Annotated in this window: 26 protein-coding genes and 3 pseudogenes; 10 read left to right on the top strand and 19 right to left on the bottom strand. The window is 59.0% G+C overall.

The features are described from left to right. Positions 1-30: 30 nt before the first annotated feature. The 3 genes from LGH82_RS05065 (at position 31) to LGH82_RS05055 (ending at position 2,248) form a co-directional block, all read left to right on the top strand. Positions 31-975 (top strand): patatin-like phospholipase family protein, encoded by a 945-nt coding sequence (locus tag LGH82_RS05065; RefSeq protein WP_227347544.1) that lies wholly within the window; start codon positions 31-33, stop codon positions 973-975. 9 nt (positions 976-984) lie between these two features. Further along, the gene (locus LGH82_RS05060; RefSeq protein ID WP_227347543.1) at positions 985-1,905 is read left to right on the top strand and encodes a nucleotidyltransferase; all 921 of its coding nucleotides are present in this window, start codon (positions 985-987) and stop codon (positions 1,903-1,905) included. Between the two features lie 145 nt (positions 1,906-2,050). Further along, on the top strand, positions 2,051-2,248 hold the full coding sequence (locus tag LGH82_RS05055) for a hypothetical protein (protein ID WP_227347542.1): 198 nt from the start codon (positions 2,051-2,053) through the stop codon (positions 2,246-2,248). Between the two features lie 10 nt (positions 2,249-2,258). Here LGH82_RS05055 and LGH82_RS05050 read toward each other — a convergent pair whose 3' ends face one another. The 6 genes and pseudogenes from LGH82_RS05050 to LGH82_RS05025 form a co-directional block, all read right to left on the bottom strand. Then, the gene (locus LGH82_RS05050; RefSeq protein WP_227347541.1) at positions 2,259-2,510 is read right to left on the bottom strand and encodes a hypothetical protein; all 252 of its coding nucleotides are present in this window, start codon (positions 2,508-2,510) and stop codon (positions 2,259-2,261) included. A gap of 57 nt (positions 2,511-2,567) precedes the next feature. Beyond that, positions 2,568-3,513, bottom strand: a protein-coding gene (locus LGH82_RS05045; protein WP_227347540.1) for an IS630 family transposase whose coding sequence is annotated in 2 segments (ribosomal slippage) — positions 2,568-3,174 and positions 3,173-3,513 — 948 coding nt in all. Because the reading frame shifts where the segments join, the coding sequence is not laid out codon by codon here. Positions 3,514-3,584: 71 nt separating this feature from the next. Beyond that, entirely contained in the window at positions 3,585-3,758 is a 174-nt protein-coding gene (locus tag LGH82_RS05040; RefSeq protein ID WP_227347539.1) for a hypothetical protein, read from the bottom strand. A gap of 753 nt (positions 3,759-4,511) precedes the next feature. Continuing rightward, positions 4,512-5,705: an IS91 family transposase gene (locus LGH82_RS05035; protein ID WP_227349487.1), complete on the bottom strand. Its 1,194-nt coding sequence runs from the start codon at positions 5,703-5,705 to the stop codon at positions 4,512-4,514. A 9-nt stretch (positions 5,706-5,714) separates the two neighbouring features. Then, positions 5,715-6,615: pseudogene (locus tag LGH82_RS05030) on the bottom strand (tyrosine-type recombinase/integrase); the annotation flags it as partial. Positions 6,616-7,720: 1,105 nt separating this feature from the next. Next, positions 7,721-7,957, bottom strand: a complete 237-nt coding sequence (locus LGH82_RS05025; protein ID WP_227347538.1) for a helix-turn-helix domain-containing protein — start codon at positions 7,955-7,957, stop codon at positions 7,721-7,723. Positions 7,958-8,075: 118 nt separating this feature from the next. On the opposite strand from LGH82_RS05025, the gene LGH82_RS05020 reads away from it, so the two are divergent. Further along, a complete protein-coding gene (locus LGH82_RS05020) occupies positions 8,076-8,633 on the top strand; it encodes a helix-turn-helix transcriptional regulator (RefSeq protein ID WP_319799916.1) in 558 nt (185 codons plus the stop codon). Positions 8,634-8,649: 16 nt separating this feature from the next. Here the strand turns inward: LGH82_RS05020 and LGH82_RS05015 are convergent, their stop codons facing one another. The 5 genes from LGH82_RS05015 to LGH82_RS04995 all read right to left on the bottom strand — a co-directional run bounded on the left by LGH82_RS05015 (position 8,650) and on the right by LGH82_RS04995 (position 13,209). After that, a complete protein-coding gene (locus tag LGH82_RS05015; RefSeq protein WP_227347537.1) occupies positions 8,650-9,903 on the bottom strand; it encodes a CapA family protein in 1,254 nt (417 codons plus the stop codon). A 75-nt stretch (positions 9,904-9,978) separates the two neighbouring features. Beyond that, on the bottom strand, positions 9,979-10,827 hold the full coding sequence (locus LGH82_RS05010) for a transporter substrate-binding domain-containing protein (protein WP_227347536.1): 849 nt from the start codon (positions 10,825-10,827) through the stop codon (positions 9,979-9,981). Between the two features lie 81 nt (positions 10,828-10,908). Next, positions 10,909-11,628, bottom strand: a complete 720-nt coding sequence (locus tag LGH82_RS05005; protein ID WP_227347535.1) for an ABC transporter permease — start codon at positions 11,626-11,628, stop codon at positions 10,909-10,911. Between the two features lie 13 nt (positions 11,629-11,641). After that, a complete protein-coding gene (locus LGH82_RS05000; RefSeq protein ID WP_227347534.1) occupies positions 11,642-12,301 on the bottom strand; it encodes an ABC transporter permease in 660 nt (219 codons plus the stop codon). Between the two features lie 86 nt (positions 12,302-12,387). After that, complete coding sequence (locus LGH82_RS04995) at positions 12,388-13,209, bottom strand: IS5 family transposase (protein ID WP_227343936.1); 822 nt, start codon at positions 13,207-13,209, stop codon at positions 12,388-12,390. A 299-nt stretch (positions 13,210-13,508) separates the two neighbouring features. Between LGH82_RS04995 and LGH82_RS04990 the strand changes: the two genes are divergently transcribed. Continuing rightward, the gene (locus tag LGH82_RS04990; RefSeq protein WP_227347533.1) at positions 13,509-14,426 is read left to right on the top strand and encodes a LysR family transcriptional regulator; all 918 of its coding nucleotides are present in this window, start codon (positions 13,509-13,511) and stop codon (positions 14,424-14,426) included. A gap of 344 nt (positions 14,427-14,770) precedes the next feature. Here the strand turns inward: LGH82_RS04990 and LGH82_RS04985 are convergent, their stop codons facing one another. Continuing rightward, positions 14,771-14,926 carry a hypothetical protein gene (locus tag LGH82_RS04985; RefSeq protein WP_227347532.1) on the bottom strand — a complete coding sequence of 52 codons (156 nt, stop codon included), beginning with the start codon at positions 14,924-14,926 and terminating at the stop codon, positions 14,771-14,773. Positions 14,927-15,085: 159 nt separating this feature from the next. Here LGH82_RS04985 and LGH82_RS04980 point away from each other — a divergent pair, with 159 nt between their 5' ends. Beyond that, positions 15,086-16,891 carry an IlvD/Edd family dehydratase gene (locus LGH82_RS04980; RefSeq protein ID WP_227347531.1) on the top strand — a complete coding sequence of 602 codons (1,806 nt, stop codon included), beginning with the start codon at positions 15,086-15,088 and terminating at the stop codon, positions 16,889-16,891. A 103-nt stretch (positions 16,892-16,994) separates the two neighbouring features. Here LGH82_RS04980 and LGH82_RS04975 read toward each other — a convergent pair whose 3' ends face one another. Continuing rightward, positions 16,995-17,741 (bottom strand): arginyltransferase, encoded by a 747-nt coding sequence (locus tag LGH82_RS04975; RefSeq protein ID WP_227347530.1) that lies wholly within the window; start codon positions 17,739-17,741, stop codon positions 16,995-16,997. A 375-nt stretch (positions 17,742-18,116) separates the two neighbouring features. Here LGH82_RS04975 and LGH82_RS04970 point away from each other — a divergent pair, with 375 nt between their 5' ends. The 4 genes and pseudogenes from LGH82_RS04970 (at position 18,117) to LGH82_RS04955 (ending at position 20,219) form a co-directional block, all read left to right on the top strand. Beyond that, the gene (locus tag LGH82_RS04970) at positions 18,117-18,509 is read left to right on the top strand and encodes a flagellar export protein FliJ (protein ID WP_227349485.1); all 393 of its coding nucleotides are present in this window, start codon (positions 18,117-18,119) and stop codon (positions 18,507-18,509) included. 241 nt (positions 18,510-18,750) lie between these two features. Then, a pseudogene (locus tag LGH82_RS04965) lies at positions 18,751-19,022 on the top strand (helix-turn-helix domain-containing protein). Positions 19,023-19,145: 123 nt separating this feature from the next. Next, positions 19,146-19,667 carry a recombinase family protein gene (locus LGH82_RS04960; protein WP_227347529.1) on the top strand — a complete coding sequence of 174 codons (522 nt, stop codon included), beginning with the start codon at positions 19,146-19,148 and terminating at the stop codon, positions 19,665-19,667. 261 nt (positions 19,668-19,928) lie between these two features. Next, a complete protein-coding gene (locus LGH82_RS04955; RefSeq protein ID WP_227347528.1) occupies positions 19,929-20,219 on the top strand; it encodes a hypothetical protein in 291 nt (96 codons plus the stop codon). A 143-nt stretch (positions 20,220-20,362) separates the two neighbouring features. Here LGH82_RS04955 and hemA read toward each other — a convergent pair whose 3' ends face one another. The 6 genes and pseudogenes from hemA to LGH82_RS33580 all read right to left on the bottom strand — a co-directional run bounded on the left by hemA (position 20,363) and on the right by LGH82_RS33580 (position 26,936). After that, on the bottom strand, positions 20,363-21,577 hold the full coding sequence (gene hemA, locus LGH82_RS04950; protein ID WP_227347527.1) for a 5-aminolevulinate synthase: 1,215 nt from the start codon (positions 21,575-21,577) through the stop codon (positions 20,363-20,365). Positions 21,578-22,335: 758 nt separating this feature from the next. Next, a complete protein-coding gene (locus LGH82_RS04945; RefSeq protein ID WP_227347526.1) occupies positions 22,336-22,608 on the bottom strand; it encodes a helix-turn-helix domain-containing protein in 273 nt (90 codons plus the stop codon). A 99-nt stretch (positions 22,609-22,707) separates the two neighbouring features. Further along, positions 22,708-23,094, bottom strand: coding sequence for a DUF983 domain-containing protein (locus LGH82_RS04940; protein ID WP_227347525.1), 387 nt, complete (start codon positions 23,092-23,094; stop codon positions 22,708-22,710). A 142-nt stretch (positions 23,095-23,236) separates the two neighbouring features. Beyond that, positions 23,237-25,093, bottom strand: a pseudogene (locus tag LGH82_RS04935) (phosphate acyltransferase); the annotation flags it as partial. A 74-nt stretch (positions 25,094-25,167) separates the two neighbouring features. Next, a protein-coding gene (locus LGH82_RS04930; RefSeq protein WP_227344189.1) for an IS3 family transposase occupies positions 25,168-26,519 on the bottom strand; the annotation gives its coding sequence in 2 pieces (ribosomal slippage) (positions 25,168-26,183 and positions 26,183-26,519; 1,353 coding nt in all). A gap of 39 nt (positions 26,520-26,558) precedes the next feature. After that, positions 26,559-26,936 (bottom strand): DUF983 domain-containing protein, encoded by a 378-nt coding sequence (locus tag LGH82_RS33580; protein WP_227349484.1) that lies wholly within the window; start codon positions 26,934-26,936, stop codon positions 26,559-26,561. Positions 26,937-26,947 lie beyond the last annotated feature (11 nt).

Here is a 26,947-nt window from a genome sequence, read left to right as displayed (position 1 = left end):
AATAAATAGGCAGGCCTGAGGGGGCTTCTCATGTCCGACGACAAAACAGCCGAAGAACAACCCTATCGCATCCTCAGCCTCGACGGCGGAGGCGCCAAAGGTTTCTACACGCTCGGCGTTCTGGCTGAAATCGAAGGGATGATAGGCTGCCGCCTGCATGAGCGGTTCGACCTGGTGTTTGGTACCAGCACCGGCGCCATCATCGCGGCAATGATCGCCCTTGGCATGCCAGTCGATGAGATCCACAAGAATTACAAGAAGTACGTGCCAGACATCATGCGGCTCAAAAGGCCGCACGAGAAGTCTGCCAAGCTCGCGGAACTGGCTAAGCAGATCTTCGGCGACCAAAGATTCGATGAGGTCAAGACCGCCGTAGGGGTGGTCACCACGAAGTGGGTGATCGAGCGGCCAATGATTTTTAAAGGCAGCATTGCGCAAGCCCACGGCCGTAAGGGAACGTTCGTGCCTGGGTTCGGTGTGACGATCGGTGACGCTGTCCAAGCCTCATGCTCGGCATTCCCGTTCTTCGTGCCGAAGACGATCACCACCGCTGGCGGCGACGATGTGAAGCTCGTGGATGGCGGCTATTGCGCCAATAATCCCACGCTCTACGCAATAGCAGACGCGGTGAGAGCCTTGGGCCTACCGCACGAGCGCCTTCGCGTTGTGAGTGTCGGTGTCGGCGTCTATCCGAGCCCAACCCCGTCGTATTTCAGCAAAATGTATTGGGCGAAGTATCTGCTTAGCGTTCAACTCCTCCAGAAAACGTTGGAGATCAACACCCAGTCGATGGACCAGCTCCGGGTCATCCTTTTCAAGGACGTTCCGACGGTGCGGATAAGCGACACGTTCGAACAGCCGGAAATGGCGACCGACCTGTTCGAGCACAATTTGGACAAGCTCAATATTCTTCGGCAGCGCGGTCGCGAGTCATTCGCAAAGAACGAAGCGACTTTGAGGGAATTCCTGGTTTAAGGACGTGTGATGCCAATCAATGAAGCGCAGCTCGTTACATGGTCGGCGCAGGGGTCGGTGCAGCAGTCCGCGGCAACCTACCAGACGGTGCGAGGCGTGTTGAACGACGCCCAATCACCATATTACCCCAAGTCGTTCGACATCTTCCTTCAAGGGTCATACGGCAACGACACCAACATTTACGCTGACAGCGATGTGGATGTCGTTATCAGGCTGGATTCGATCTTCTATACCGACACAAGCGGCTTGTCGGGCCAGGAAAAGAGCAATTACGAGAGCAACCGGTCGTCAGCAGAATATTCCCTCGCGAAGTTCAAGGAAGAGGTTGGTGCATGGCTGGTCGCGAAGTTTGGAAGCGGGGTGAAGCCGGGGAACAAAGCCATTTTCGTCCCCGGCAACGGCAGTAGTCGTCGTGATGCCGACGTGCTGCCCTGTGCCGAGCACCGCTATTACACTAGCTATCCGGCTGCCGGCAGCCCGACCTTTCTTGAAGGTGTCGTGTTCTGGGCCAAGGATGGCACCAAGATCGTGAACTACCCTAAGCAGCATTCAGAGAACTGCACTACCAAGCACCAGGCGACAAACGGCTATTTTAAACCCACGGTTCGCATCTTTAAAAACATGCGAAACCGCATGATAGAAAATGGATTGCTGAAGGAGGGGTTGGCGCCATCCTATTATCTGGAAGGATTGCTCTGGAATGTGCCGTACAACTATTACGGCTCGTCGTTCCAACAGACTGTCACAAACTGCATCAATTTCATCAACGCGTCCGACACGAGCCAATTCCACTGTGCAAATGGCATCCACTGGCTTCTTCGGGACGGCTATCAGGTTTGTTGGTCGCCAGCCAACTTCACAACGTTCATGGCCGCCCTTCAGGGCTTCTGGAATGACAACGGCGGCAAGCCGAAAACAATCTGGCTGTAAATTACGCGTTGCTGCGTTTCTTCCGCCACTTTGGGCGCTGGCGGGCGTCAGCGCCTTGCCCAACATCCACAAACACTGCGTCAATTGCGTCCTCTCCGTTTCCGAAAGGGTTGGAACCGGTATCGGCCGCAGTAGGCGCCCCTGCATGTCCTTTGGCTCGGTCTGGGAACAGCTCATCCAGTGCGCGATTTTTGGCGGCAGGCCAAAACGGGTGGAAGCTGCGCCGCTGACTAAAATAGAGCTTTTGGCCGCTGGGCTGAAAGCCAATGAAATGGGAGAACGAGGCCCTAAGATGTTCCTCGCACAGCAAATCGCGAAAATGAAGCCAGATGGAAAACGTTAAACTCGGCAGATCACTGTGTTTGAATGTGGGTGTGGTCGGTCATGCGCTCAGCCAACTTAGCCCCATATGAAATTAGAGAACTGCTCAGGCCGACAATTGCGAGCAAACAGAACAGCTCGATCAGTAGCCTTGCTGGGTGCCAGCGTTTCACGCCGCCAGGAACGCGTACAAATTGCATGTTTGTGAACTCAGTCAACTTCGTGCCGATGACAGACCCCACCATGAGCGTCAGCTTGATGGATATCCCGCTGATGGCCAGCAAGGCGCACCACCGAGTCACAACTGGAAAGTTGAAGCCGGTGCCTAGAGCAGAATCTGATCATTCCGGCTCATATCCTGTTGCGGCGAAGTAGTTGGCGCACTCGGTTGGTGTGAAGCAAGGCAGTGCGGCGCTGATGGTATCCCACAATTCCGCGACGGTTCGTGCGGCGGCTTTGCGTAGAATCGATTTCAGCTTGGAAAAGGCGTTCTCGATCGGGTTGAAGTCGGGGGAATAGGGCGGGAGGAACATCATCCTTGCGCCGGTTGCTTCGATCGCCACACGGGCGGCTGCGCTTTTGTGCGCCGGCAGGTTGTCGAGGATCACGACATCGTCGGGCCGCAGCGTCGGCACGAGAACCTGCTCGACATAGGCGACAAACCATTCGCCAGTCATCGGGCCGTCCAGGACCATTGGCGCGGTCATGCCAGTGAGGCGCAGGGCGCCGGTGAACGTCGTCGTCTTCCAATGGCCATGCGGGATTGGCGATCGGCACCGCATCCCGCGCTTCGTGCGCCCCCGCAGTCGAGCCATCTTTGTCGAGGCTCCGGTCTCGTCGATGAAGACCAGATGCTCGGGATCAAGATCGGGCTGGGCGTCGAACCAGGCGTTTCGTCGCGCCGCCACGTCTGGCCGCTCCTGCTCGCTGGCGTGCGCCGTTTTTTTTGAAGGTCATGGAGTGACGATCGAGAAACCGCCAGATCGTGCTCGTCGCAAACGACGCGCCATGCTCCTGTCGCAGCAACTCGGCGAGTTCGACCAGCGTGATGTCCACCCGCCTCTCGATCGCCGCCAGGATGATGTCGCGATACGCTTCAACGCGGTGGGACCGCCTGTCGCCGCCCTGCGGCTTTGCGCAGGTGGCTCCGGTCTCGCGCCATTCCCGGACCCAACGCACCGAGCTTGCCGCCGCCACGCCAAATCGCGCCGCTGCCGCCCGTCGCGACAGGCCGCCATCAACCGCTGCCACCCGAGCCCGCAAATCTTCCGATAAGGATTTCGCCATGCCATGCCGGCCTCCGAATCCAGCAGATATGCTGAATCAGATTTCCAATCCCAACGAAACCCCTATCGATTCTATCCGCTCGGATTTTGCTCTAGGTCGTTCGCTACGAAAGTGCCGAGCAGGACCAGGAACGACAGGCGGGTCAACATTCCCACAAAATCGGAAAGCTTCTTCGTGCGGTCATAGGCCGTGTCAAAGCGCTCTTTGGCTGCTGCGGCAACTGCTGCGTGATCAAGGTCTGCCATGTTTCCCCCTGCATTTGGTGCATCCGCAAGCACCAAAAATATACTAGCCGCACCCGATGGCTACGCCATCCCCACAGCCACCCACCCAAAGAGGGTGCGGCAGTGGAGAACCTGAGAGCGCCGAGTTCATCCGGCTGAGATTCTGCACTAGGCCGAGGTCTTTTCGGGCTGCGCGCCAGGTACGCGCCAGTGCCGATTTAATTCATCCAACGTTTTGAAGGGGGTGAATGGTGGGCGATGCAGGAATTGAACCTGCGACCCCACCCGTGTGAAGGGGTGTGCTCACCCGCGGAGTGCCTATAGAAACGCGCACGCGGTCGGATGTGTCGCGAATGTCCCATAGTGTGAAATACGAATTTCACACTATGGGACATGCCCAAAGAGGTCAGCTTATGGGCCACAGCGGAACGGCTACGTCTGAACATCATCATACTGTAAGCTGCCAGTCCGCTCTCGTGAAGAGTTTCGGGCGCCGGCAGGCGTACGAAAGCCCCCGAGGAAGGAACCCGCGGGCCACAGGCGATGGCTATGGGGATTTCGATTTGCGGCCGGTGTCGGCGATAGCGTGACCGCCGCCGGGAAGCGGCGGGTTTGATGCGGACGGACCGCTTCGCCTTTCAGCCACGCGGTATTGTCGGCTCGTCGCGCGGCCGGACGCGACCCGTTCGGCGTCGATGATCACCATAGACACGCGTGGGTCCGTTGCCGGAGGCTGAGTGCCTGCGGCTGAAGGCTGGAGCATGCCATGCCGGGTCATGGAGAGTTCTCCCGGTTCGTCGTCGTTGTGTCCGGCGGTCCGCGCGGTTGTCTCCACCGTTCGAACGTCTCGATGATGATCATGCGTCCGCCGCAGCACGAGCATGGCGGCCGGACGTCAGTCGGTTCTACCGAGTTGTCGTCCTCGGACGGCGCAGCGACGTTCAGCAGTTCGCGGGCGCGTGCGAGGCTGGTCTTGCGAGCGGAGCCGGCGAGCAGACCGTAGTGACGGATGCGATGGAAGCCGCGCGGCAGGACGTGGAGCAGGAAACGGCGGATGAACTCATCGGGACCAAGCATCATGACCTGCTGGCGATCGGCTCCGGCGCGGCGGTAGTCCTTGTAGCGGAAGGTGACGCTGTTCTCGTCGAGGGCGATCAGGCGGCGGTTCGAGATCGCAACGCGGTGGGTGTAACGGGATAGATAGGCGAGCACCGCCTCCGGCCCGGCGAACGGCGCCTTGGCGTACACCACCCAGCGCTTCTTGCGGACCGGCGACAGGTACCGCACGAATGCCTGCCGCTCGGCGAGGTGCGCCATCGATCCGAAGAAGGCGAGCCGTCCTGCTTCATGCAGCGCGACCAGCCGGGTGAGGAAGAGCCGGCGGAACAGCTTGCCGAGCACGCGCACTGGCAGGAGGAAGGCCGGCCGCGACGATATCCAGCGGCTCCCGTCCGGTGCAATGCCGCCGCCCGGCACGATCATGTGGACATGCGGATGGTGCGTCAGCGCCGATCCCCATGTGTGGAGCACGGCGGTGATACCGATGCGCGCGCCGAGGTGCTTGGGGTCCGCCGCGATCGTCAGTATCGTCTCCGATGCCACCTTGAACAACAGATCGTAGATCAGCGCCTTGTTGTGGAAGGCGATGTCGGCGACCTCGGCCGGCAGCGTGAACACGACATGGAAGTATCCCACCGGCAGCAGGTCGGCCTTCCGCTCGGCGAGCCATGTACGCGCGGCCGCACCCTGGCACTTCGGACAATGCCGGTTGCGGCAGGAGTTGTAGGCGATCCGACACTGGCCGCAGTCCTCGCAGGCTTCGACATGGCCGCCAAGGGCTGCGGTGCGGCAGTGTTCGATCGCCGACATGACCTTCAACTGATGCAGGCTCAGATGGCCGGCATGGGCGGCCCGGTAGGCAGGACCGGCGGCACGGAAGATGTCGGCGACCTCGATCGAGGCGCGCACGGCTCTGATGTCGGGCGAGACCTCTCCCGGCTTGAACAGCCCGAGCTTGTCGAGCGGGCTCGTCACGGCACGCACCGTCCGGGTCGCCACCTTCGCGTAAAGGGCGGTGTTGTTGAGCTTGGCATGCCCGAGCAGGACCTGGATGATCCGGATGTCGGTGCCGTCCTCCAGCAGGTGGGTGGCGAAGCTGTGGCGCAGCGTGTGCGGCCCGACCCGCTTGGTGATGTCGGCGGCCTGGGCCGCCTCGACGACGATGCGATAGAGCTGCCGCGTGCTGATCGGCTTCATCGCGTGCTGGCCCGGAAACAGCCAGCCATCGCGGTGCATCACGCCCTGCTGGCGCCCGACCTGCCACCACTGCCGCAGAAGCGTGAGCAGGTCCTGCGACAGCATGGCATTGCGATACCGCCCACCCTTGCCACGCTCGACGCGCAGCAGCATGCGCTCGCTGTCGATGTCGGTGACCTTCAGCATCGACACCTCGGCGACGCGCAGGCCCGCACCATAGGCGACCGAGAGCGCGGCCTGGTGCTTGAGACACGTGGTGGCGTTGAGGAGCCGGGCCACCTCGTCGCGGCTGAGCAACACGGGCAGGTTGCGCGGATGCGCTAGCCGGACAAGCCTGCGCGCCAGGTCCGGGCGGTCGAGCGTGTGGGTGAAGAAGAAGCGCAGCGCCGACACGATGCTGTTCATCGTTGGCACGGGAACGCCGTCCTCCTGCTGCTCGATCTGGAACCGGCGCAGGTCGTCGGTGGTCGCTGTGTCTGGTGAACGCCCAAGGAATGTCGCCAGACGTCCGATGTCGCGGAGATAGTTGCGCTGCGTCTCGTGAGAAACGCCGCAAGTTCATGTCCTCAATCAGCCGCTGGCGCAAAGGGCTGATGGGTGCATCGAGAACGGGATGGGGCATGGTCAGGCTCCTTGTTGAAGAAGCCCGTCATGCTCTGCCGCTGCCGAACCCCGCTCAATGCGGGCGCGACGACCGGTGCTTAAGCTCTACCTCAACCGCTCGCGCCCATCCCGCGCAGCGGGTTCGTTCCCCGGCCCCATTTCGGCCGTTCAATGATGAGCTTCGCGACGCAGCTATCCGGCATTTTTGGCGTCTCGCGCCTTAACACCGCGACGTTCTGCATACTCGATCAATGCGAGCTCAATGACAGCGGTTACCGAACGACGTTCCGACTCTGCGAGTTGTTCAGCCAGAGCTAGCACAGATGGGTCCAAACGCGTTGTGAATGGCTTTTTTATCATTGTCGCTTTTCGGCTTGAACTTGGAGCAGAAAGAATGCATAACAAAGCACGTGCAATGCACATGCATCACGCGTGCTACGACCGATCATGGTGCGGGAACACTCTGATCGGCTTGACCACAACCATGCTGTCAGGAGTTCGGGTCATGGCTGATTCCGACAATACCACGACTTTGCCTCCCGTCACCCGCAGGAGGCTGCTAACAGGAACGGCAGCTGCGGAATGGCAGCCAAGAGCATTTGCCCGCAAGGATTTAGAGACAGACCAATCTGCCGACCCCGCGGTGGCGGTGTGGCGCAAAGGGCAGGCAGTCCACCACAAGACTGGCCAGCTATGCCGCCAGCAACGGCGTTTTGAGCGGAAACTCACCGAAACAATCGGGTTTCCTTGTGCGGCCGGCGGCAGTGCCATGGTGCATTCCCTTCAGGCGCTTCACGAAGCCTTCTATCTTCATCAACAGGACGTGGCAGCCGGCGCGAAGGCCGAAGCCGAGTTGGCGGCCCATCAGGGGCTAAGGGATGCCGCAGACGGGAAGTTGGCTACTCGGCGACGTCGCAGGCCGAACGCGAGGCGGCCGTCCGAGCAGCGGACCTGCTCGAGATACTGTCCGAACCCCCCGCTGTTTCTCGCGCCGGTGTGGCAACCAAGCTTGATGGGTGCTTGGGGAAGGGCAGTCGTCGGAGGACGAGGGTGAGTTTCCTTGGCCGCAGATACGATCGACCTTGGAGAATATTATTCTGATTGGCCAGCAAACAGACTGACCATCAAACCAGAGGATCTAAGAGCCGGACACCCTCACCCTTTTGACCAGCGGACAGGAATTCGACACCCGCTTTTATCAGAGCCGCCTCAATGGCCTGCAGAGTGCTGATCCGGGAATCCACCTTGCCGTTTTCCAACCGGGTTAGCGCGTTCAGCGACACAATTGCCTTGTCAGCGAGCTCCTGCTGCGACCAACCAAGCAAAGCCCGTGCGGCTCGAATCTGTCGTGGACTGACCATGAGTCCACAATCGGCAGGCCGATAATGTTTGCCACCTATAGGGTTATTTTGCACCCTATAAGGTATATTAAATGGCGATTCGACATTTCAGAAAACATCGGCGCGAAGAGCCCGGAGCGTGCGACAGGTTCTGTCCGGCTCACTAGTGGAGCATCGAAAGGCCTTGTTGAAACCGCAACGCTCTGTCCTACTTCGGACGGGGTCGAAGCCAAAGATTGATAGTGACCCTCATCCCGCCGATCAGCATGTCGGCAGGCAGATAGCGACCGTTCGCGTCCAATCGGACGTCTCGCAGGCCCAGCTTGCCCGATCCATAGGCATCAGCTTCCAGCAGCTCCAGAAATACGAGAACGCGCGGAACCGCGTGAGCGCGTCGATGCTCTACGAGATCGCCAGTTCGCTCGGCGTTCCTGTCAGCCGCTTCTTCGAAGGCCTGCCGGGAAACGATGAGACCCGCGTCGAGGCGCGGCCGCTGCCGGTCGATGAGCGCCTGGATTTCATTGCCAGCGCGGAGGGTCGGCGCCTGATCGAGGGGCTTGTGAATCTTCCGCCGCGTGTGCGCGGTCGAGTCTCGTCCCTGATCGCAGCGTTAGGAGAAGAACTGGCCCTGCTAGACACAAAGGCGGATAGCGAGACGGCCGGCGAATCCGCACCGGCCGAATACAAGACGGCCTGACGGGCGGTCGGGCCGGTCAGCCGAATTTTCGTGCAGCGGGCAGGGCGATGCGGCCGCAAGCCGAGGACACTTCGATTTCGACGCCGAACGCCCGCGAGCGGGTCGCGAATCCCTCGAGGATCTCTCGCGCCGCGCTCCCAGTGACGGCGACGGGTACCAATCTGCCCGTTGCCGATCCGAGAGACTGGGGGTCCGCGCCGATCACGACGGGCAGGAGATCTATTTCTGCGAGGTTTCCGCCCGCATCATAGCGGCAGGCGGCGACGATGCTTTGCCAGACTTCCGGTGGATCCCATTCGGTTTCGTCGGGGTGGACGTGGAAAAGAAAGTTTCCGAGTCCGTAGAAGATCGGCGAGCCATTGTAGATTTCCACGGACTGCAGCACAGGAGCGCCGTGGCTGACGAACAGGTTCGCGCCGGCATCGATGCACGCCCGGGCAAAGGTCTGCACCCATCGCGGCACGTCCTGCCAACCTGGTTCCCAATGATGGTGGTGCAGATAGGCAATGACGAAATCGCCTTGTGCCGCCGCGTGCCGGATGGCGGACAGATGGACACTCGCGCTGCGCTGATCGACTTCGATCAGACGGCCGAAATCGGCGGCTTGCGTGAACACGGTGCCGTAGAAATTGATCTCCTTGCCGGCTGCCACCTCTACAGGGTCCTCCGGTTGCGCATAGTTGGCCAGTTCAAAGGGCGAGCTTTGCAAATGAGCGCCCAGTCTTGCCAGTCTGCTGAAATGTCCGTCCGGCACCCCCATCTTGCGAACGGTGTTCAGACGATTGACGCCGGGCCGAGCGGGCCGGAAGGCCGTGCGGTCTCCGGCATACATGTTGGTCGGTCCGGGCCCTGCATCCATCGCGAGAAGCGCGACCTCGCGCGCGCCCAGCCGGCGGCGGCCCGGTTTCCTGGCATCCGTCTCGTCGGCTCCGATCCCGGCCTGCAGGAAGCCGCGCGCTTGCACTTCCTCCAGCGTCGAGAGGATGCCGCCAGCTCCGAGATCGAAGGCGTGGTTGTTTGCCAGCGCAAGCGCGTTGAAACCGATGGCCTGCAATGCGTCGAGCACTTCAGCCCTGGAATATCCGAAATACTTGCCCTTGGTCGGCCACCCGCCGTGCTTGCCGAGGATCGTCGACTCGAAGTTGGTGAAGACGACGTCGCCTTGGCGCAGGAAGTCCGTAACCGCTATGAAGCGTTCGTCTTTGACGTCACGAATGTCGTGCGTGATCAGGGATTGGCCGGTAACGACCGCGCAGAACTGGTCTTTCATGGGAACTCGCCTTGAAGGAGAAGAGGGCGCCGGCGTTTCGGCCAGCGCCCCGTCAATGTCGAAGTCGGGTGCCGCCTATTGCGATAGGGCCGGTGAGATATCGCTCTTGAACCATTTCAGGCTGAGCGCCTTGATCGTCCCATCCTTGGTGGCCGCGTCGATGGCCGCGTTGAACTTGGTGAGCAACTCGGCATCGTCCTTGCGCATGCCGGCGCCGACGCCCGGCCCCCAGAGTCCGCCCTTCAATTCCGGCCCGAAAAACACCGCGTCCGAGCCGGAAGGCGTCTCCAGAAAATCCCGCCAGGTGAAATAGTCGGCGAGGCCGCCGTCGATGCGACCCGCGGCAAGATCGAGCTTCATGTTGTCCAGGCTATCGTAGCTGCGAACGGTCACGACATCGCCCAGCATTTCCTTCACGACGGCTTCCGAATTCGATGAGCGCAAGGCCCCGATCGCCCTGCCGGCGAGTGTCGACCTCAGGTGTTCGATGGTTGCCTTCTCCTTGTCCCCGATGGTCGAGAGGTTGACCTTCTCCTTGATGTCACCAGGATCGAGCCCCAGGTTCTTGCGCACCACGAACTGGTTGAAGCCGGCGGCGTAGGGGATCGAGAACGCGATTTTCTGCTTGCGTTTTTCCGTGATTGCCATGCCGGACATGATGACGTCGAACTTGCCGACAAGCAGTGCCGGGATGATCCCGTCCCAATCCTGCGGGACGAAGGTACACTTGATCTGGATGCGACGGCACAGCTCCTGTCCCACATCGATATCGTAACCGTAGAGTTGACCGTTCGCGTCGGTGCTGTCCCAGGGCGGCGAGGCGCCTTCGGAGGCGATCGAAATGACGCGCTCGCTTTGCGCGCTCGCCGGGAATGCAGACATCAGGGATGCGATAGAAACTGCAATAGCTAGGGGTATGCGCATGATGCACCTCTTCGTTGGTTTGGATGGAAAGGGCTGCCGAAAAAACCCGCGGGTCAGGGCAGGGGCGTCGTGATCTCGGGGTCACAAACGCCGACGCAATCGGGCCTTGCGTCGATGTACACGATTGCCGTCGGTCGAAAGCCATCGCTCCATCAACTGGATCGCTTTCACGGCGATCGAGGTGAGCGATAGATAGATCGCTCCGGCGACGATGAAGATCTCGTAGGGCGCGAACGTGGTCGACACCATCTGTCTCGCCATGCCGGTGATCTCGAGCAGCGTTACGGTGCTCGCCAGGGATGAACCCTTGATCATCCCGACGACCTCATTGCCGTAGGCCGGAAGCGATATCCTGAAAGCGATCGGGAAGGTGACCAGGCGAGCGATCTGGAAGCGTTTCAAGCCGAGAGACGTGGCCGCCTCGGTGACACCCTTAGGGACGGACTGGAGACCGCGGCACAGGATCTCCGTGGTGTGTGCCGCGCTGTTCAGCGAGAATGTCAGCAGGGCGCACCAGAAAGGGTCGCGCAGGATGATCCAGAAGATGCTGGCTCGCACCGCCTCGATCTGAGCGAGGCCATAATAGAGCAGGAAGAGCTGAACAAGCATCGGCGTTCCGCGGATCACATAGGTGTATGAGAGCACCGCGAGCGAGAAGCCGGGACGTCCAAACGCGCGGACGAAGGCCAGCGGCACGGACAGAAGAAATCCGGCCGTCAGCGACAGGACCGTCAGGGTCAGTGTGAGACCAACGCCCGAAGGCAGGACAACCATTGCGTCGAACATCAAGCCGAGGTTCATCGGTCGCCCCCCCCTACCGGCCGAGTGCCGGATAGCGCCGCTCAGCCAGCCGGATCGACAGCAGCGTGACGGTGGTCAGCGAGAGATAGAGAGCGGAGGCCGCAAGGTAGAAGGTCAATGGCGCGCGCAAGGAGCCAGCCCCCACATATGCAACGCGCATGATGTCGGTCAGGCCGACGATCGAAACCAGCGCGGTATCCTTGAAGAGCGAAATCCAGAGATTGCCATAGGCAGGCAGCGCCAGCCGTAGCATCTGAGGTCCGATGACGAACATCCAGCGCTGCCAGGCGTTCAGCCCGAGCGACTTTGCCGCTTCGGTTTGACCCGCTGGCACTGCCGCAATCGCGCCGCGAAACACTTCGGTCGCATAACCGCTGAAGACGACCGAGAGCGCAATAATGCCTGCGGTGAATGCGTTCACCTCCACATATCGGCCGGCGATCTTGCTGGCGAAAGTCGTTCCGCCGAAATAGATGAGCAGGATAATGAGAAGTTCTGGTACCCCACGGACAACCGTCGTGTAGGCCGTCACGACACGGTTGAGGCGCGGCTGTGCCGTGCCTTTCGAAATCGCCAAAAGCAACCCAAATGCCGTACCGAGGCAGCCGCTGACAAGAGCCAGGCTTATGGTCACGGTGAGTGCGACAACAAACTGAGTAGTAAAACCACCCATGGGGCGCGTCCCTCGACTCGCGATACCGCAAGAGATACACCGGTCTTTTTCACTCAGAGTCTGACTCATAATATTTCTGATGGATATCATGGATTTGCGATGCGCCGTGTCATGAGTTGAACGGATGCGAGGAGCAGCCAAGCGGTGGAGCTTTCGATGGTCTGCTCGAAGTCCTTGGACAGGCGTCGGTTGCGGCCGAACCAGGCGAAGGTTCGTTCCACCACCCACCGGCGCGGGAGCAGGACGAAGCCTTTTGCGGCGTCGGATCGCTTGATGATTTCGAGGGTCCAGCCACCTTTTCCCCTGAGCGCGGTCTGGAGTTTTTCACCGGCGTAGCCGCCATCGGCGAAGACGTGGCGCAGCCAGGGAAAGCTTTCCCGAATAGAAGCCAGAACCTCGGGGGCGCCGTCTCGGTCCTGGATGTCAGCGGTATGGACGATCGCGCCGACCAGCAGGCCCAAGGTGTCGGTCAGGATATGGCGCTTTCGGCCTTTGATCTTCTTGCCCGCATCGTAGCCACAAAGCCCGCCGCTTTCAGTGGTTTTCACGCTTTGGCTGTCGATTACGCCGGCGCTGGGCGACGCCTCCCGACCTGCGGCGACACGCACGGCCATCAGCAGCAGGTGGTTGATCGTGTTCCAAAGGCCGCTGTCGCGCCAAGCGTAGAAATAGCGCTGCACCGTCGATACCGGCGGCAAGTCCCTGGGCAGCATTCGCCAAGGCAGACCGCTACGCAGCACATAAAACACGCCCTCCATGATAGACCGCTGCGACCATTTCGGCGGGCGGCCAAGCGCCGAGCGAGGCGGAAGCAGCGGTTCCAGAACCATCCATTCCGCGTCCGTCAAATCGCTTGAATAACGTAGTCCCTTTCGGGCATGCTTGGCGCGGGTGATATCAGTCCACATGTGATGCTCCGTCGAGGCTTCGCAACTCCGATTGAATCACAAGTCATTGATATCACCCAACTTCTTTTTGGGTCAGACACTCAGACCAAGTCGTATAACCCAAGGTTGCGAATTGTTATATTTGTAATTTGGAGTTAATTTAAGATATTTGCTAATTCTAGCGCCTGAAATTACATACTCAATCTATAATTTTTATTATTTTATCTATAACGCACCGTTATATACTGAGACGGTTCGTTGCTCCCCAGGTTGGCGTTATCCGCTTCCCGGGTGGCGTCATCAGGAAAGGAGCGCAGGCAATGGAGTTGCTGCAGAGCGACCTGAAGCTCCGTCAACTGAAGGTCTTTCGAGAAGTGTTGCGTGCCGGTTCGACAAGGCGAGCGGCGGTTGCGCTCGGGATAAGCCAGCCGGCCGTCAGTCAACATGTGAAGCAACTCGAAACCACGCTCGGCATCACGCTCTTCAAGAGATCAGCCAACCGCATCGTGCCCTTGCAGGAAGCCTGGGAACTCCTGCGAAACGTAGAACTTGCCCTGACGTCCCTGGATCGGCTGGAAGCGTCGATCTTCGCAATGAAGAACGAGGAAAAGCAGAGGATTGCGATTGCCGCCCCCTCCGTTTTCGGTTTCGTGACCTTGCCCAAGGTCGTGGCGATCATCCACTCAAAGACCGCTTCGAATGTCCGGTCAATTTCGGGAAGCTACGAGCAGATCGGTGAGCACATCCTGGCGGGGCGGGCGGATCTTGGAATCTCGAGATTGCCGCTCGACCCAACTCTGTTTGAATGGGCGCCGCTCGGGTCTGCGCGCAATGTGTGCATCTTTCATCCCGACCACCGCTTTTCAAAACAGACCTGTATCGAGGCTCACGACCTGGCAGGCGAAACGATCATCGATATCGATCCGCGGTTCGCCGCCCACCAGATGAACTTCAATGCCTTGCGCTTCGCCGGCGTCGAGCCAGACATCCTTGTGGAATTCGATTGCAACGGTCACGAAGCCGGATACGTTTCGGCTGGCCTGGGCATTTCGATAACCAATGAGATCATTGCGCGTGAATACGCGGCGTTTCACCTGGGAATAAGGCCAGTAGAGCCGACCGCGCTCTATCACTACGTTGCGATTTGGCAGAAGGGCAGGGCCTTCTCTAACGCATTGAATGTATCGCTCGAGGCGATCATCGGTGCGTTTTCCACGGAGCCGCCTGCGAGAGGTTGATAGGTATTCCACAGGCGCTGGAGATATCAGAGTTGTACTACAGCTTGTTGCACAGAATCCCCGCGCAAAGAGACGCGATGAACGTGGCCGAGCTATGGATTTGAGCCGGCGCGGCTAAGGCTGTTTCTCGACGTCCGGTTCGGCGAGAGCGGCGAAATGCGTTTCGTTTGCATCGGCGGTGGCCAATCCCAACCCCGCTATTTTCCTAGACCATAGTGGGCGTCCTATGATGCCTAGCGAGCATTCTGCCGCGCACCTTCTATCCCGCTGGATCTATGGTGATGATATCATCGGTGGAGAATGTGTGGTTGCTGAGAACGATCCTCTCGACTGCCTTGCCATGATCAAGTTTTTGCCAATGGCCGGCGCGGTCTTGCAATGTCGTGATGGTCGCAAGCCTGCGCGATATGCTGATCGCGGACACCATAGGTCTTGGCAATCTCAGTCAACGGCTTCGACCAAACCAGTTCATAGAGCGCGGCGCGGCTCAATCTCAGCATTCTATAACTCCGGTAGTCTAACCCGGTCGGATGATGTCATCATGCCTGCCGACTTTCCAGCTTTCTGGTATCAAATGACGGCTGCGGTCGGGTGGTGCTGCCTCTTGCCTACTCTTGCGCATTGCCATATCGATTTGTCCTACAAATAGGGAGGCCATGATGTCCGGCGCCAATACCCGAAAGAAGAAGTTTCGCTCGCAAGAATGGTTCGACAACCCCGACAATCCGGGAATGACCGCTCTTTATCTGGAGCGCTACCTGAACTACGGACTGACGCGCGCCGAACTGATGTCGGGCAAGCCGCTGATCGGCATCGCCCAGACCGGCTCGGATCTTTCGCCTTGCAACCGCCATCACATCGAGCTGGCCAAGCGCGTGCGCGAAGGCATCGTGTCGATGGGCGGCATTCCTTTCGAGTTCCCGTGCCATCCGATCCAGGAGACGGGCAAGCGCCCGACCGCGGCACTTGACCGCAACCTAGCCTATCTCAGCCTGGTCGAGGTGCTCTACGGCTATCCGCTTGACGGCGTCGTGCTCACCATCGGCTGCGACAAGACAATGCCGGCCTTGCTGATGGCCGCGGCCACCGTCAACATTCCCGCCATCGCTTTGTCGGTCGGTCCGATGCTTAACGGCTGGCACAAGGGCAAGCGCACCGGCTCTGGCACCATCGTCTGGGAATCGCGCCAGCGCCTGTCGGCCGGCGAGATCGGCTATGACGAATTCATGGACATCGTCGCCTCCTCGGCGCCGTCCACCGGCTACTGCAACACCATGGGCACTGCCACCACTATGAATTCACTGGCAGAAGCACTTGGCATGGAACTCCCTGGTGGCGCTGCCATCCCGGCGCCGTACCGTGAGCGTGGCCAGATTTCCTACGAGACCGGAAAGCGCATCGTCGACATGGTGCATGAGGACCTCAAGCCGTCCGACATCATGACGCGGAAAGCCTTCGAGAATGCCATCGTAGTCAATTCGGCCATTGGCGGCTCGACCAACGCGCCGATCCATCTCAACGCCATTGCCCGTCACCTTGGCATCAAGCTCGACAATGACGATTGGCAGGCGGTCGGCCACAAAATCCCACTGCTGCTGAATTTGCAGCCTGCGGGCGAATACCTCGGCGAAGACTACCATCATGCCGGCGGCGTGCCGGCGGTGGTGGGCGAATTGATGAAGGCCGGCCTGCTGCCCTATCCGGAAGCCATGACCGTCAATGGCAAGACAATCGGCGACAATTGCAGCGGCGCCGTCAACGAGAACGCCGACGTCATCCGCACCGTCGCCGCCCCGCTAGTCAAGGAAGCCGGCTTCATCAACCTCAGGGGCAATTTGTTCGATTCCGCCATCATGAAGACCAGCGTCATCTCCAAGGAGTTCCGCGACCGTTATTTGTCGAACCCGAAGGACCCGGAGGCCTTCGAAGGCAAGGCGGTGGTGTTCGACGGACCGGAAGATTACCACGCCCGCATCGATGATCCGGCCGAGAACATCGACGAGTTCGCTATCCTCTTCATGCGTGGGGCAGGGCCTGTCGGCTATCCCGGTGGGGCTGAAGTGGTCAACATGCAGCCGCCGGCCTATCTCATCAAACGTGGCATCCACTCGCTGCCTTGCGTTGGCGACGGCCGTCAGTCAGGCACGTCGGGCACGCCTTCGATCCTCAATGCCTCGCCTGAAGCGGCGATTGGCGGCGGGCTGGCCCTGCTCAAGGCCGGCGACCGCGTCCGCATCGACCTGAGGAAGGGTACCGCCGACATCCTCGTCACCGACGACGAGATCGCTCGCCGCCGTGCCAAGCTGCAGACCAATGGCGGCTATCACTCTCCCAAGCACCAGACGCCCTGGCAGGAAATCCAGCGCGGCATGGTCGAACAGCTTGCAGACGGCATGGTGCTGAAGCCGGCGGTGAAATACCAGGATGTGGCACACACCAGCGGCGTGCCGAGGGACAATCACTGAGCTGGGAGTGTGTTGCCTTGCGCCATGTGGCCTGTGATCCGCTTGCCTGCCCGGCCATCGAGGCGTATCCATTGTGCCCGCATTGGATGGAGCAGACGCCGGATCAGTCGCGCCGTTCCCAGCCGTTGATGCCCAGATGCTCCTGGGGGATGAAGCGGATCTTGTATTGCATCTTGCGGGAGCCTTCGATCCAATACCCTAGATAGACGTAGGGAAGCTTCAAAGCTTGCGCCCGATTGATGTGATCAAGGATCATGAGCGTTCCGAGCGACGTGCCTCTGTCATCGGGATCGTAGAAGGAATAGACCATCGACAGGCCGTCGGTCATGACGTCGGTCAGCGCGGTAGCGACGAGCACGCCGTCGCTGGTGTTGTCCGTCAGTGGACCCGGCCTACGGCGCCGGTATTCGATTATCTGTGTATTAACGTGCGTATCTTCGACCATCATCGCATATTCGAGGATGCCCATGTCGGACATTCCACCTGCACGATGCCGCGCGTCCACATAACGTCGGAAGAGGGTAAATTGCTCGGTTGATGCCTGAGCCTTGTGTGTGGAACTGATGAGATTCCTGTTGCGCAGCCAAACCCGTTGCATCGAGCGGGTCGTATTGAATTCCTTGACTAGGACCCGCACCGATATGCAGGCGTGACAGGTCTCGCAGGCTGGTCGATAGGCAATATTCTGTGATCGCCGGAACCCGCTTTGTGACAAGTGATCATTCAGTTCGGCTGCTTTCCCGTCGACAAGGTGCGCGAAAATCTTTCGCTCGAATTGGCTTTCCAGATACGGGCAGAGTGTTGGGGCGGTCAGATAGAACTGTGGCGAAGATTGTGGGCGGTGTGTCATTCGTCTTCTTTCAATGTGCTGGGCAGAATGGCCCTGCGACAGGAAAGGTCAACCGCCCTTTGAAGAGATTGACCCTTAGCTCGTCTCCAACTTGTCAAATGTGGAATTTCGCGGGGCAGGGCGCCTAAGGCCGCGTACCTTTCCTCGCGCGCGTTTGATTAGGTCACGCCTATTGTCCTATTCCGCTTTTTACTGCCCCTTAAGTCCTCGCGCGCATGGTTGTCGATGCCATTGAACTCATAGCTATCTGCCAAGGATTTTGGAAATGTATGTTTCCTGTCGAGCCGGAAGCCGTGAGAGTCGCTGAAGGTCGAACTTTAAGGGCTGAACGAAGCGGTTTGATGGGAGCGAGTGCGCGTACCGGAGTACCGAGTCATGAGACCACGTGGCAATCTTGTCGGACTGAAGCAGTTTCAGGTGAATGAGAAACGGCGGCAACTGCTGCAACTCGACATGATGATTGCCGATTTCGATCGAATGGGGCGAGATCTGGACGTCCAGATCAATGCCGAAGAAAAGAAAGCCGGCATCTCCGACATCAACCATTTTGCCTATCCGACCTTCGCCAAGGCCGCCCGTCTGCGTCGAGACAACCTCAAAAATTCGCAATCAGACCTTCTGCGGCAGAGAACCGTAGCCGAGCCACTCCTCGCCGAGGCCGAAGCAGAGCTCTCCAAGGCGCAAATGCTGGAATCGCGCAGTGGCAGAGGCCACGACCTGGAGCCCGGCAACCGAAGCGCCATGATCGGCTGGGCCGGACGGCTTTAGAGCACGCCTCAATTCGCAACACCCGACTGGCTTTTGGCGCGCGAAGAGGCGTGCGGCCTCCGTGTGACGACAGTTGCGTATTTGTCGCCAATGCCGGAACGGAAGCCATGTATGTCCGGCTTCTGGCAGGAATCAGCCTCATCGATCAAGTTTGCATGCGTGTGTGAAACATCTTTATTGCTATCTAAAATATCACTATGCTACTTTTGAATTGCTTTACTGCTAGCTAACGAGGGGTAGCGTGATCACTTCTGCACAAATGCGAGCCGCGCGGGCGCTTCTGGGTATCGATCGGTCAAACTGGCCGAGTTGTCGGGAGTATCCATCGCTACCATTCAACGCATGGAGGCCAGCGATGGCAACGTGCGCGGCGTGGTCGACTCACTGACCAAAGTCGTTCAGGCGCTCAATGGCGTGGGTGTCGATTTCGTCGGCGACCATGAGCGGAGCGATCGGGGTGGGCGAGGCGTCCGCTTGCGTCATCCCGACGTGCTTCTTGGGAAAGCGCATTGAAAGACCGTCTTAGAGACGGCGACCGCCGACCCTTACGCCGACGTTCCTGCCGGATTGCCATTGCCTCGGGCACAGCGCCAGCTTCGGACGTTGCTTCTCACAGCCTAGGACCGAAAAATGCGATTGGGGTATGCCCTTCTAAAGGCGACTGACGAAGATGGGGCGGCTCAGACCGCACGCCTGCTGAAAGCAGGGTGCGACCGGGTCTATGTTGAAAGGTCTTTCCGTCAACCGCGCCTGGTAGCCCTGCTTGGGGCAATTAAGTCAGGTGATGTCCTGGTTGTCGATGCTCTTTCCAGGCTTGCCCCTACACCCGGCAAGTTGAGCATGGTGTTGGGCTCGTTGCGCATTCTCGACGCCGGATTGGTGTCGATAGAAGATGAAATTGACACTGTCGACTGGCTACCCAACCAGGCAGCCCGGGTGTTCAAGGCTTTTGACCGCCTCGACCACGTTCGCAAGGCCAACAACGACGATTTCGACGACAAGCAGATCGCGGCGGCGCGCGTGATGCTGTCGTCACAGACAATGTCGGTGCCCGAGGTAGCAGCGCAACTGGGCGTCAGGGAAAACGTCCTGCTTCAGAAGCTTGGCGCCAATTGGTTGGTTGCACAGGTTCTTATTTCGTCATTGCATCTGCTCTGATGGTGCGCCGCCGCGAGTTCCCGCTGCGTTCTTTTCAAAGCCTCGGCGGCTGTGTTGCCAAGTCGAAATCCGGTTTGGCTCTTGCAAGCGGCACGGTGAAGAGGACATCGGACTCATAGTTCGGTATAATGCAGACCCTGTCGCGCCTTGACGACGAAGCGAACCAATTTCAAGCAGCGATTGCTAAGGGTCTAGGGAAAGCCCCGTCCACTTCAACGAAACATAGCGTGTCGATGTACCTGGTTCCCAAGAGGACGAACGATGATGAAGCCGAACGCTTGGAGGCGTCTCGCAGACGAACCGCATGCGACGACAGTGATTGACGTGCAGCCCATTGGGGTGGCGGACGAAACCGTGCGAGTGGTTGTCTACACACGAGACGTTTACCATGGCGTGGCTGCGCTTGCGGCCCTGCGATCTGCCATTACGGAGATCATTCAGGGGGTGACGGAAGGCACCCTGTTTGGTGCTCAAGATCAGAACGGCCACCTTGAATATGAATGGCAGTCGCCCATGGCGAATGCGGCAGCTCGGGAGCACCGGGAACGGTAGTCGATGCCGGGTATTCTGCGAACCTTTTCTCGGCTTTGAAGGATGGAGCAGCCGCAGGACGCAGAATTCAAACTGGCGTGCACCCCTCGATCGCAGTCAAAGTCTCTGGGCCATTCCAAGGAAAGGACCCACGAATGGAAATCTTACGCCACTTGTCTTGCGAGCGCACATTTCGACCAAAGGTCAGAGAGCGAGTTGGCAAGATGGTCAATGTCTGAATCCGTATGCAGCGGCGAAGGCGTAATGCGCAATCTCTCCGTGCCACGCGGCACAGTCGGATAATTGATGGGTTGCAGGTAGATCCCGTACCGATCGAGCAAGATGTCACCGATCCATTTACATTTTACGGGGTCGCATACCATCACTGGCACGATATGGCTTGGATTTGGAAGGCACGGGATGCCAATGCTGTTAAGCCGGCTGCGGACTTTTCTTACGCACTCCTGGTGTCGATCACGCTCTAAGTTCGATGTCTTCAGGTGACGGATCGAAGCTAGCGCGCCAGCCACGACCGCTGGCGGGAGTGCTGTCGAGAAAATGAATCCAGACGCGAATGAGCGGATAAAATCGCAGACGACAGCGGACCCGGTGATATAACCGCCCATCACACCGAATGCCTTGCCAAGCGTTCCCTCGATGATCGTGACGCGGTTCATAAGCCCCTCACGCTCGGCGATGCCACCTCCGTATGGCCCGTACAGGCCGACGGCATGGACCTCATCGAGGTAGGTCATCGCACCATGCCGTTCAGCAACGGCGAGAATCTCGGCGATCGGCGCGATGTCGCCGTCCATTGAATAGACGGACTCGAAAGCGATGATTTTCGGGCGCTCTGGACCGTATTCGCAGAGGATGCGGTCAAGGTCCTTCGGGTCGTTGTGCCTCCAAATCCGTTTCTCTGCCCTCGAATGGCGGATGCCCTCTATCATCGAGGCGTGGTTGCTCTCGTCGGAGAGAATCAGGCAGTCTGGAATACTGGCGCCAAGCGTGCCGAGCGTGGCCCAGTTCGACACGTAGCCTGAGGTAAAGAGCAGGGCGGCCTCCTTGCCATGCAGATCAGCAAGTTCGCGCTCAAGAAGGACATGATCATGGCTATTGCCGGAAATGTTGCGCGTGCCGCCGGCGCCGGCGCCGGATTTATCGAGGGCTTCGTGCATGGCGGCAATCACCTTTGGGCTCTGCCCCATGCCCAAGTAGTCGTTGGAACACCACACGGTCACGTCGCGCTTCAAGCCGTCAGCGTGGCGAGTTGCGTGTGGAAACGAGCCTGCGTGACGTTCAATCTCGGCAAAAACCCGATAGCGCCCTTCCTTATGCAGGCCATCAAGCCTAGCGGCGAGGAGAGCTTCGAAGTCCATAATCCTTCCTTCCACCAAGTTAAGGGGTTTTGTTCATCCCTCTGCTGAGTCAGAAGGCCAGTAGCTGGCCCTGATCGACGTCGGATTTGCAGAAAATGGAATGGTGTTCGATCAGGTCGGGGTATTGTGCCGTGACCAACTGCAGGTCCGAGCGCTTCGTAAGGTGGATTGACCAGCCGCCGTCGACCGCAACGCCCCGCGCATCGCCCGAGCCGAAATCGGTGAGATGGCGGTGATCGCCAGCGATTTCTGCAGTGCCGCATGGTCGTACAGCGTCTTCGGCCGAGCCACTTCCGTAGCTGGCGGTTACGCTGTCATCGAGGAGTCAAAGTCCATCATGCGTCTGTGTATGCCTTCCTTTGTCATCGTGCATCCAGGCCCGTCATGACGATCAAAAGCGGACTCAAAACTCCTGGCAAGCCGTAGATCAAGCATGCCGATTCTTGGTTCGTTTGGGCTTCGTCTTTCACTTGAACCGCCGATTTTGTTTGGATCGGCCTGTCTTTTGATCATCAAGCTTGTTGAGCAGATCGGCGGCGTCGGATGCATCATCCTTGCTAAGGCCCACCATGACGCGGGAAGGCGTTTCTGTGGGCCGTTCAGGGCGAGTGTCCAGAACGGACCAACTGCCACCTGTTGGCTCTTGATTTGGCGTATACCGTCGCTTCATCGAGCGATCAGACTTCATGGCTTCCCCGCTGCGTCTCTCGAACGCCCTTTCTGCATAACCGGAGTTGGACTCCAGGCGAGCATTGCAATCAGTGAGTCCGGCCTGTTAACCCGACCGGATGCGCCAGGCGTACGCCGCGCCCCCCGTCATTACTGCGTTCATGATCGCCGATCATTTCAACGCCCTCTGCCCTGAATGCGCTTATGACTTTCATGTGTGTCTCGGCTACATCCCGTACATCGCCTTCGCTGGCCTCCATGCGTTGAATGGTCGGGAGCGAAACGCCGGCACGTTCAGCCAGAGTTCTCTGGTCCATTCCGAGCAAGGCCCGCGCTGCTCGCATCTGCGAAGCGGTAATCATCTCCAAATTCTCCGGACCTGCGAATCCCTTGAAAAACTACATCGCGAAAAACCGCCCGCCGGGCTGCGGCAAGGCAACGCCTCTGGCGGCAAGTATTGGTCATCCGGAGGTGCCGCGGTCCAGCCGTGACAGCCAAAAAGCACTGAGCAACACGCCCTTAACCCGTGGCAGCAAAACGAGGATCAGCACAATGACAATCAGCACCAATAATATCATCGTGACAACGAAGTGTGATGCCAGAAGAGACTGGAACAAAAAATAGAGCGGAGCTGCAGCTATGCTCGCCAACAGGATTGTAAACCATGGCGCTGCATCATCCGATTCAATATCGCCAAAGCGCTCGCCGCACTCGGCACAATTTTCTACTTGCGTCAGATATGCGCGATACAGCTTTCCCTGACCGCAATTTGGACACCGCCCCATGAAGCCCCGCTTCAGCGCGGCCTGCAAGGTCGGACGCGCAACTTTTGTGCCACCGCTGTCCATCATATCTCATGTATAGAACATGACCCTCAATGCTTCAACCCCAAGATATCTGCTATTCGACATGAACCATAGAAATGATTTGAGTTGGGCGACGCAGGGGCCATTTGCGGCCCCCGCGTCTTCTTGATTCGCGGGATTGCCACTAGGAAACGTCGGAGACCGGCCAGCCGCCTCGATCGGGCAGGAGGGCTTCGTTCGCTGCGACGGCGGTCATGTTGACGATGCCTCGACTTGTGCAAGAGGGCGCCAAAATATGTGCAGGTTTCTTTGGCCCCATCAGGATTGGCCCGATGGACAGCGCGTCGTTCATTTCCTTGAGCAAGGTCATCGCAAGGTTTGCAGCGTCAAGGTTCGGGAATATCAGTAGGTTTGCGTCACCCTTCAATATGGTGTCGGGCACATAATGTTCACGCAGACGTTGATTGAGCGCAAGGTCACCCTGCATCTCGCCCTCGACGATTAGAGTGGGGTCCGCCTCTCTCAGCTTTCCGTAGGCTTCGCGCATTTTGAGCGCGCTGTCGCCGTCGCGAGACCCAAAATCGGAATAGCTTAGCAACGCCACGCGCGCGGTGATGTTGAAATGCCTGAGATGGTTTCTGGCCAGAAGCGTCATGCTGACGAGCTCATCAGCACTTGGATTCGTCGTGACGTAAGTGTCGGCAAGGAAGAAACCCCCCCGCGGCATGACAAGCATCGAGAGCGCTGAGGCCTCCGTCACCGGCTCCGCCAGCCCGATAATCGAGCGGATGTCGCGCAGGTGTTTGACATAGCGTCCCTGCAGACCGCAGATCAGGCCATCCGCATCGCCGCGTTTGACCGCGAGCGCGCCGATGACGGTGGTATTCGTGCGAACCACGGAACGGGCGGTCTCAGGCGCGACGCCGCTCCGGCCGACGAGAGAGTGAAACAGTGCGACATAATCGCGGTAACGTGGGTCGTCTTCAGGATTGATGATCTCAAAATTTTGTCCTGGTTTAAGCGTAAGTCCGAAACGTGCAATGCGCTGTTCTATAACGGCCGGCCGCCCTATAAGAATCGGGTGTGCAATGCGCTCTTCTATGATCACCTGCGTCGCCCGTAGTACTCGTTCATCTTCGCCATCAGCAAAGGCGATTCTCTTATCAAGATTGCGCACACGGTCGATGATTGGCTTCATGATCAGGCCGGAGCGGAAGACAAAGCGGTTGAGGCTATCGTGGTATGCGTCGAAATCGACGATCGGGCGTTTAGCGACGCCAGTCTCCATAGCGGCCCGCGCCACCGCCGGAGCGATCCTCAAAATCAGCCTTTGATCAAAGGGATCCGGGATGATGTGATCCGGTCCATATATCGCCGGCTCACCCGATTGGGATGCCTCCAGGCCCGGCTCGTGGGCGAGTTTGGCAATCGCTTTCACCGCTGCAAGCTTCATCTCCTCGTTGATCGTTGCGGCGCCTACATCGAGTGCGCCACGGAAGATGAAAGGGAAACAAAGGACATTGTTGACCTGGTTGGAATAATCAGAGCGTCCGGTGCAGATCATGGCGTCAGGGCGAACTGACCTCGCCTCCTCGGGCATGATCTCAGGCGTAGGATTGGCAAGCGCAAGTACGAGCGGATTTTTGCCCATCGCCTTGAGCATTTCGGGCTTGAGAACGCCGGGCCCCGAGAGTCCGAGAAAGACGTCGGCGCTGTCCATCACATCAGCAAGCGTTGTCGCATCAGTCGTCTGGGCGAATTTCCCACGCCAGCGATCAACCGTACCGGCACGTTTATGGGTGACCAGACCGCCCTTGTCGGCGACCCAGATGTTTTCGTATTTGGCGCCGAGCGCCACAAGTAGATTAAGACAGGCGATAGCCGCTGCCCCGGCGCCCGACGTACAAATTTTTACCGTCTCGATGCTCTTTCCAGCAAGCTCGAGTCCGTTGAGAACCGCGGCTCCGACAATGATGGCAGTACCGTGCTGGTCGTCGTGAAAGACGGGGATGTTCATGCGCGCGCGAAGCGCTTCCTCGAGTGTCCGTCGTCAGATCATTTGGCTCAGATTGGATCGCAGATTAGCGGAGTGTCGGCCTCATCTTGGGGTTGATGTTAAGCGGCGATCTTGCGGTGCTGCAAGCGCCGATGTTGGATGGTTTGGCGTTTGATCCTTTCTCGCTGTTTGATAATGGCTGCGGCCCTGCCGAAGTAGGCGTCGGCTGGCGTTACGTTGGCCAGGCTCTCGTGGTAGCGTCGATGGTTGTAATGTTCGACGAAGGCTGCGATCTGGGCCTCAAGGTCGCCGGGCAGAAAGTAGTTCTCCAAGAGGATTCGGTTTTTGAGGGTCTGGTGCCAGCGCTCGATCTTGCCTTGGGTCTGGGGATGCATTGGAGCGCCCCGGACATGGCTCATGCGTTGGTCCTGGATATAGTCCGCCAGTTCGCCGGCGATGTAGCTGGGGCCATTATCGCTGAGCAGCCGAGGCTTGTGGTGCACATGGGCCTGGTCGCACCCTGAGGCAGTAAGTGCCATGTCCAGCGTGTCGGTGACGTCCTCGGCCCGCATGGTGCTGCACAGTTTCCAGGCGATGATGTAGCGGGAGTAATCGTCGAGCACGGTCGACAGGTACATCCAGCCCCAGCCGATGATCTTGAAGTAGGTGAAGTCCGTCTGCCACATCTCGTTGGGTCGCGTCGTCTTGGTGTGGAACTCGTTCGCCGCCTTGATCACCACATAGGCCGGGCTGGTGATCAGATCGTAGGCCTTGAGGAGCCGGTAAACGCTGGCTTCTGACACGAAGTAGCGCGTCTCGTCGGTGAACCGTACTGCCAGTTCGCGCGGGGAGAGCTCGGACTGCTCCAGCGCCAGTTCGATGATCTGGTCATGGATGGCAGGCGGGATGCGGTTCCACACCCGGCTCGGCGCCGAGGGCCGATCCTGCAGCGCCTCAGGCCCGCCCTCGACATAACGGTCATACCAGCGATAGAAGGTCCGGCGCGGGATGCCCAGTCGGTCCAGCGTTTTGCGGGTTGGCAGGTGTGACTGCTCGACGATCCTGATGATCTCGAGCTTTTCGGATGCGGGATATCTCATTCTTGCTCGTCCCCATCCGCGATCATGCTTTTTTTGAGCAGACGGTTTTCCAGTGTCAGATCAGCGACGCATTCCTTCAGCGCGCCGGCCTCCCGGCGCAAATCCTTGACCTCGTCGCTGGTGGCAGCACGAGCGGTATCACCCGCCAATCGGCGCTTGCCGGCCTCCATGAACTCCTTGGACCAGGTGTAATACAGGCTCTGCGCGATCCCTTCCTTGCGGCACAGCTCGGCGATGCTGTCTTCGCCGCGCAGCCCGTCCAGCACGATCCGGATCTTGTCTTCCGCTGAAAAATGCCGCCGGGTCGCCCGGCGAATGTCCTTTACCACCTGCTCGGCAGGCTTCTTGGCACTTGAGGATTTAGGGCTCATCTTGGTTCCTTCGTCGTGACGACGAGATCAAAACCCTCCTTAATTCACAACCTCAAATCTGGGACACAGGTGCTGACGGGGAACAATGGCCACCACTGGCCATAAGGTCATAGAAATCCAATTCGGCAGAGATGTTTGACTTTCGACGGCTAGGGCAGTTGGTACAACGAGATGGCCGACAACCAGGATCGTGAGCCAGGGAGCTGCGTCGTCGGAGTGAATATGGCCATACTGCTGACCACAAACATCGCAGTGATTCACTTGCTTCAAATATGAGGCAAACAGTCTGCCTTTTCCGCAATTGGGGCAGCGCCCAAGCAGCCCTCGGCGCGCGGCGACAACGAGAGTGGGTCTTTCGTCTTCTTGCTCTTCAGGCGTCAAATGATCGGATATTTGCACACGGGATGCGCCATCCATGGGATTATCCG

The organism is Mesorhizobium sp. PAMC28654 (assembly GCF_020616515.1).
Lineage (GTDB): Bacteria > Pseudomonadota > Alphaproteobacteria > Rhizobiales > Rhizobiaceae > Mesorhizobium.
Note: the sequence above shows the minus strand (reverse complement) of the source record. Positions and strands in the feature narration are given on the sequence as shown.

Coding starts and splice junctions, on each gene's coding strand:
- LGH82_RS05015 (WP_227347537.1), bottom strand. CDS start 9,903: ATGAAAGACCAGTTCTGCGCGGTCGTTACCGGCCAATCCCTGATCACG.
- LGH82_RS04945 (WP_227347526.1), bottom strand. CDS start 22,608: ATGATTACCGCTTCGCAGATGCGAGCAGCGCGGGCCTTGCTCGGAATG.
- LGH82_RS05040 (WP_227347539.1), bottom strand. CDS start 3,758: ATGGCAGACCTTGATCACGCAGCAGTTGCCGCAGCAGCCAAAGAGCGC.
- LGH82_RS05005 (WP_227347535.1), bottom strand. CDS start 11,628: ATGAACCTCGGCTTGATGTTCGACGCAATGGTTGTCCTGCCTTCGGGC.
- LGH82_RS04985 (WP_227347532.1), bottom strand. CDS start 14,926: ATGCTGAGATTGAGCCGCGCCGCGCTCTATGAACTGGTTTGGTCGAAG.
- LGH82_RS04970 (WP_227349485.1), top strand. CDS start 18,117: ATGAGACCACGTGGCAATCTTGTCGGACTGAAGCAGTTTCAGGTGAAT.
- LGH82_RS33580 (WP_227349484.1), bottom strand. CDS start 26,936: ATGGATGGCGCATCCCGTGTGCAAATATCCGATCATTTGACGCCTGAA.
- LGH82_RS04955 (WP_227347528.1), top strand. CDS start 19,929: ATGATGAAGCCGAACGCTTGGAGGCGTCTCGCAGACGAACCGCATGCG.
- LGH82_RS05000 (WP_227347534.1), bottom strand. CDS start 12,301: ATGGGTGGTTTTACTACTCAGTTTGTTGTCGCACTCACCGTGACCATA.
- LGH82_RS05055 (WP_227347542.1), top strand. CDS start 2,051: ATGTCCTTTGGCTCGGTCTGGGAACAGCTCATCCAGTGCGCGATTTTT.
- LGH82_RS04975 (WP_227347530.1), bottom strand. CDS start 17,741: ATGACACACCGCCCACAATCTTCGCCACAGTTCTATCTGACCGCCCCA.
- LGH82_RS04995 (WP_227343936.1), bottom strand. CDS start 13,209: ATGTGGACTGATATCACCCGCGCCAAGCATGCCCGAAAGGGACTACGT.
- LGH82_RS05010 (WP_227347536.1), bottom strand. CDS start 10,827: ATGCGCATACCCCTAGCTATTGCAGTTTCTATCGCATCCCTGATGTCT.
- LGH82_RS04990 (WP_227347533.1), top strand. CDS start 13,509: ATGGAGTTGCTGCAGAGCGACCTGAAGCTCCGTCAACTGAAGGTCTTT.
- LGH82_RS04980 (WP_227347531.1), top strand. CDS start 15,086: ATGTCCGGCGCCAATACCCGAAAGAAGAAGTTTCGCTCGCAAGAATGG.
- LGH82_RS05025 (WP_227347538.1), bottom strand. CDS start 7,957: ATGGTCAGTCCACGACAGATTCGAGCCGCACGGGCTTTGCTTGGTTGG.
- LGH82_RS05065 (WP_227347544.1), top strand. CDS start 31: ATGTCCGACGACAAAACAGCCGAAGAACAACCCTATCGCATCCTCAGC.
- hemA (WP_227347527.1), bottom strand. CDS start 21,577: ATGGACTTCGAAGCTCTCCTCGCCGCTAGGCTTGATGGCCTGCATAAG.
- LGH82_RS05060 (WP_227347543.1), top strand. CDS start 985: ATGCCAATCAATGAAGCGCAGCTCGTTACATGGTCGGCGCAGGGGTCG.
- LGH82_RS04940 (WP_227347525.1), bottom strand. CDS start 23,094: ATGGACAGCGGTGGCACAAAAGTTGCGCGTCCGACCTTGCAGGCCGCG.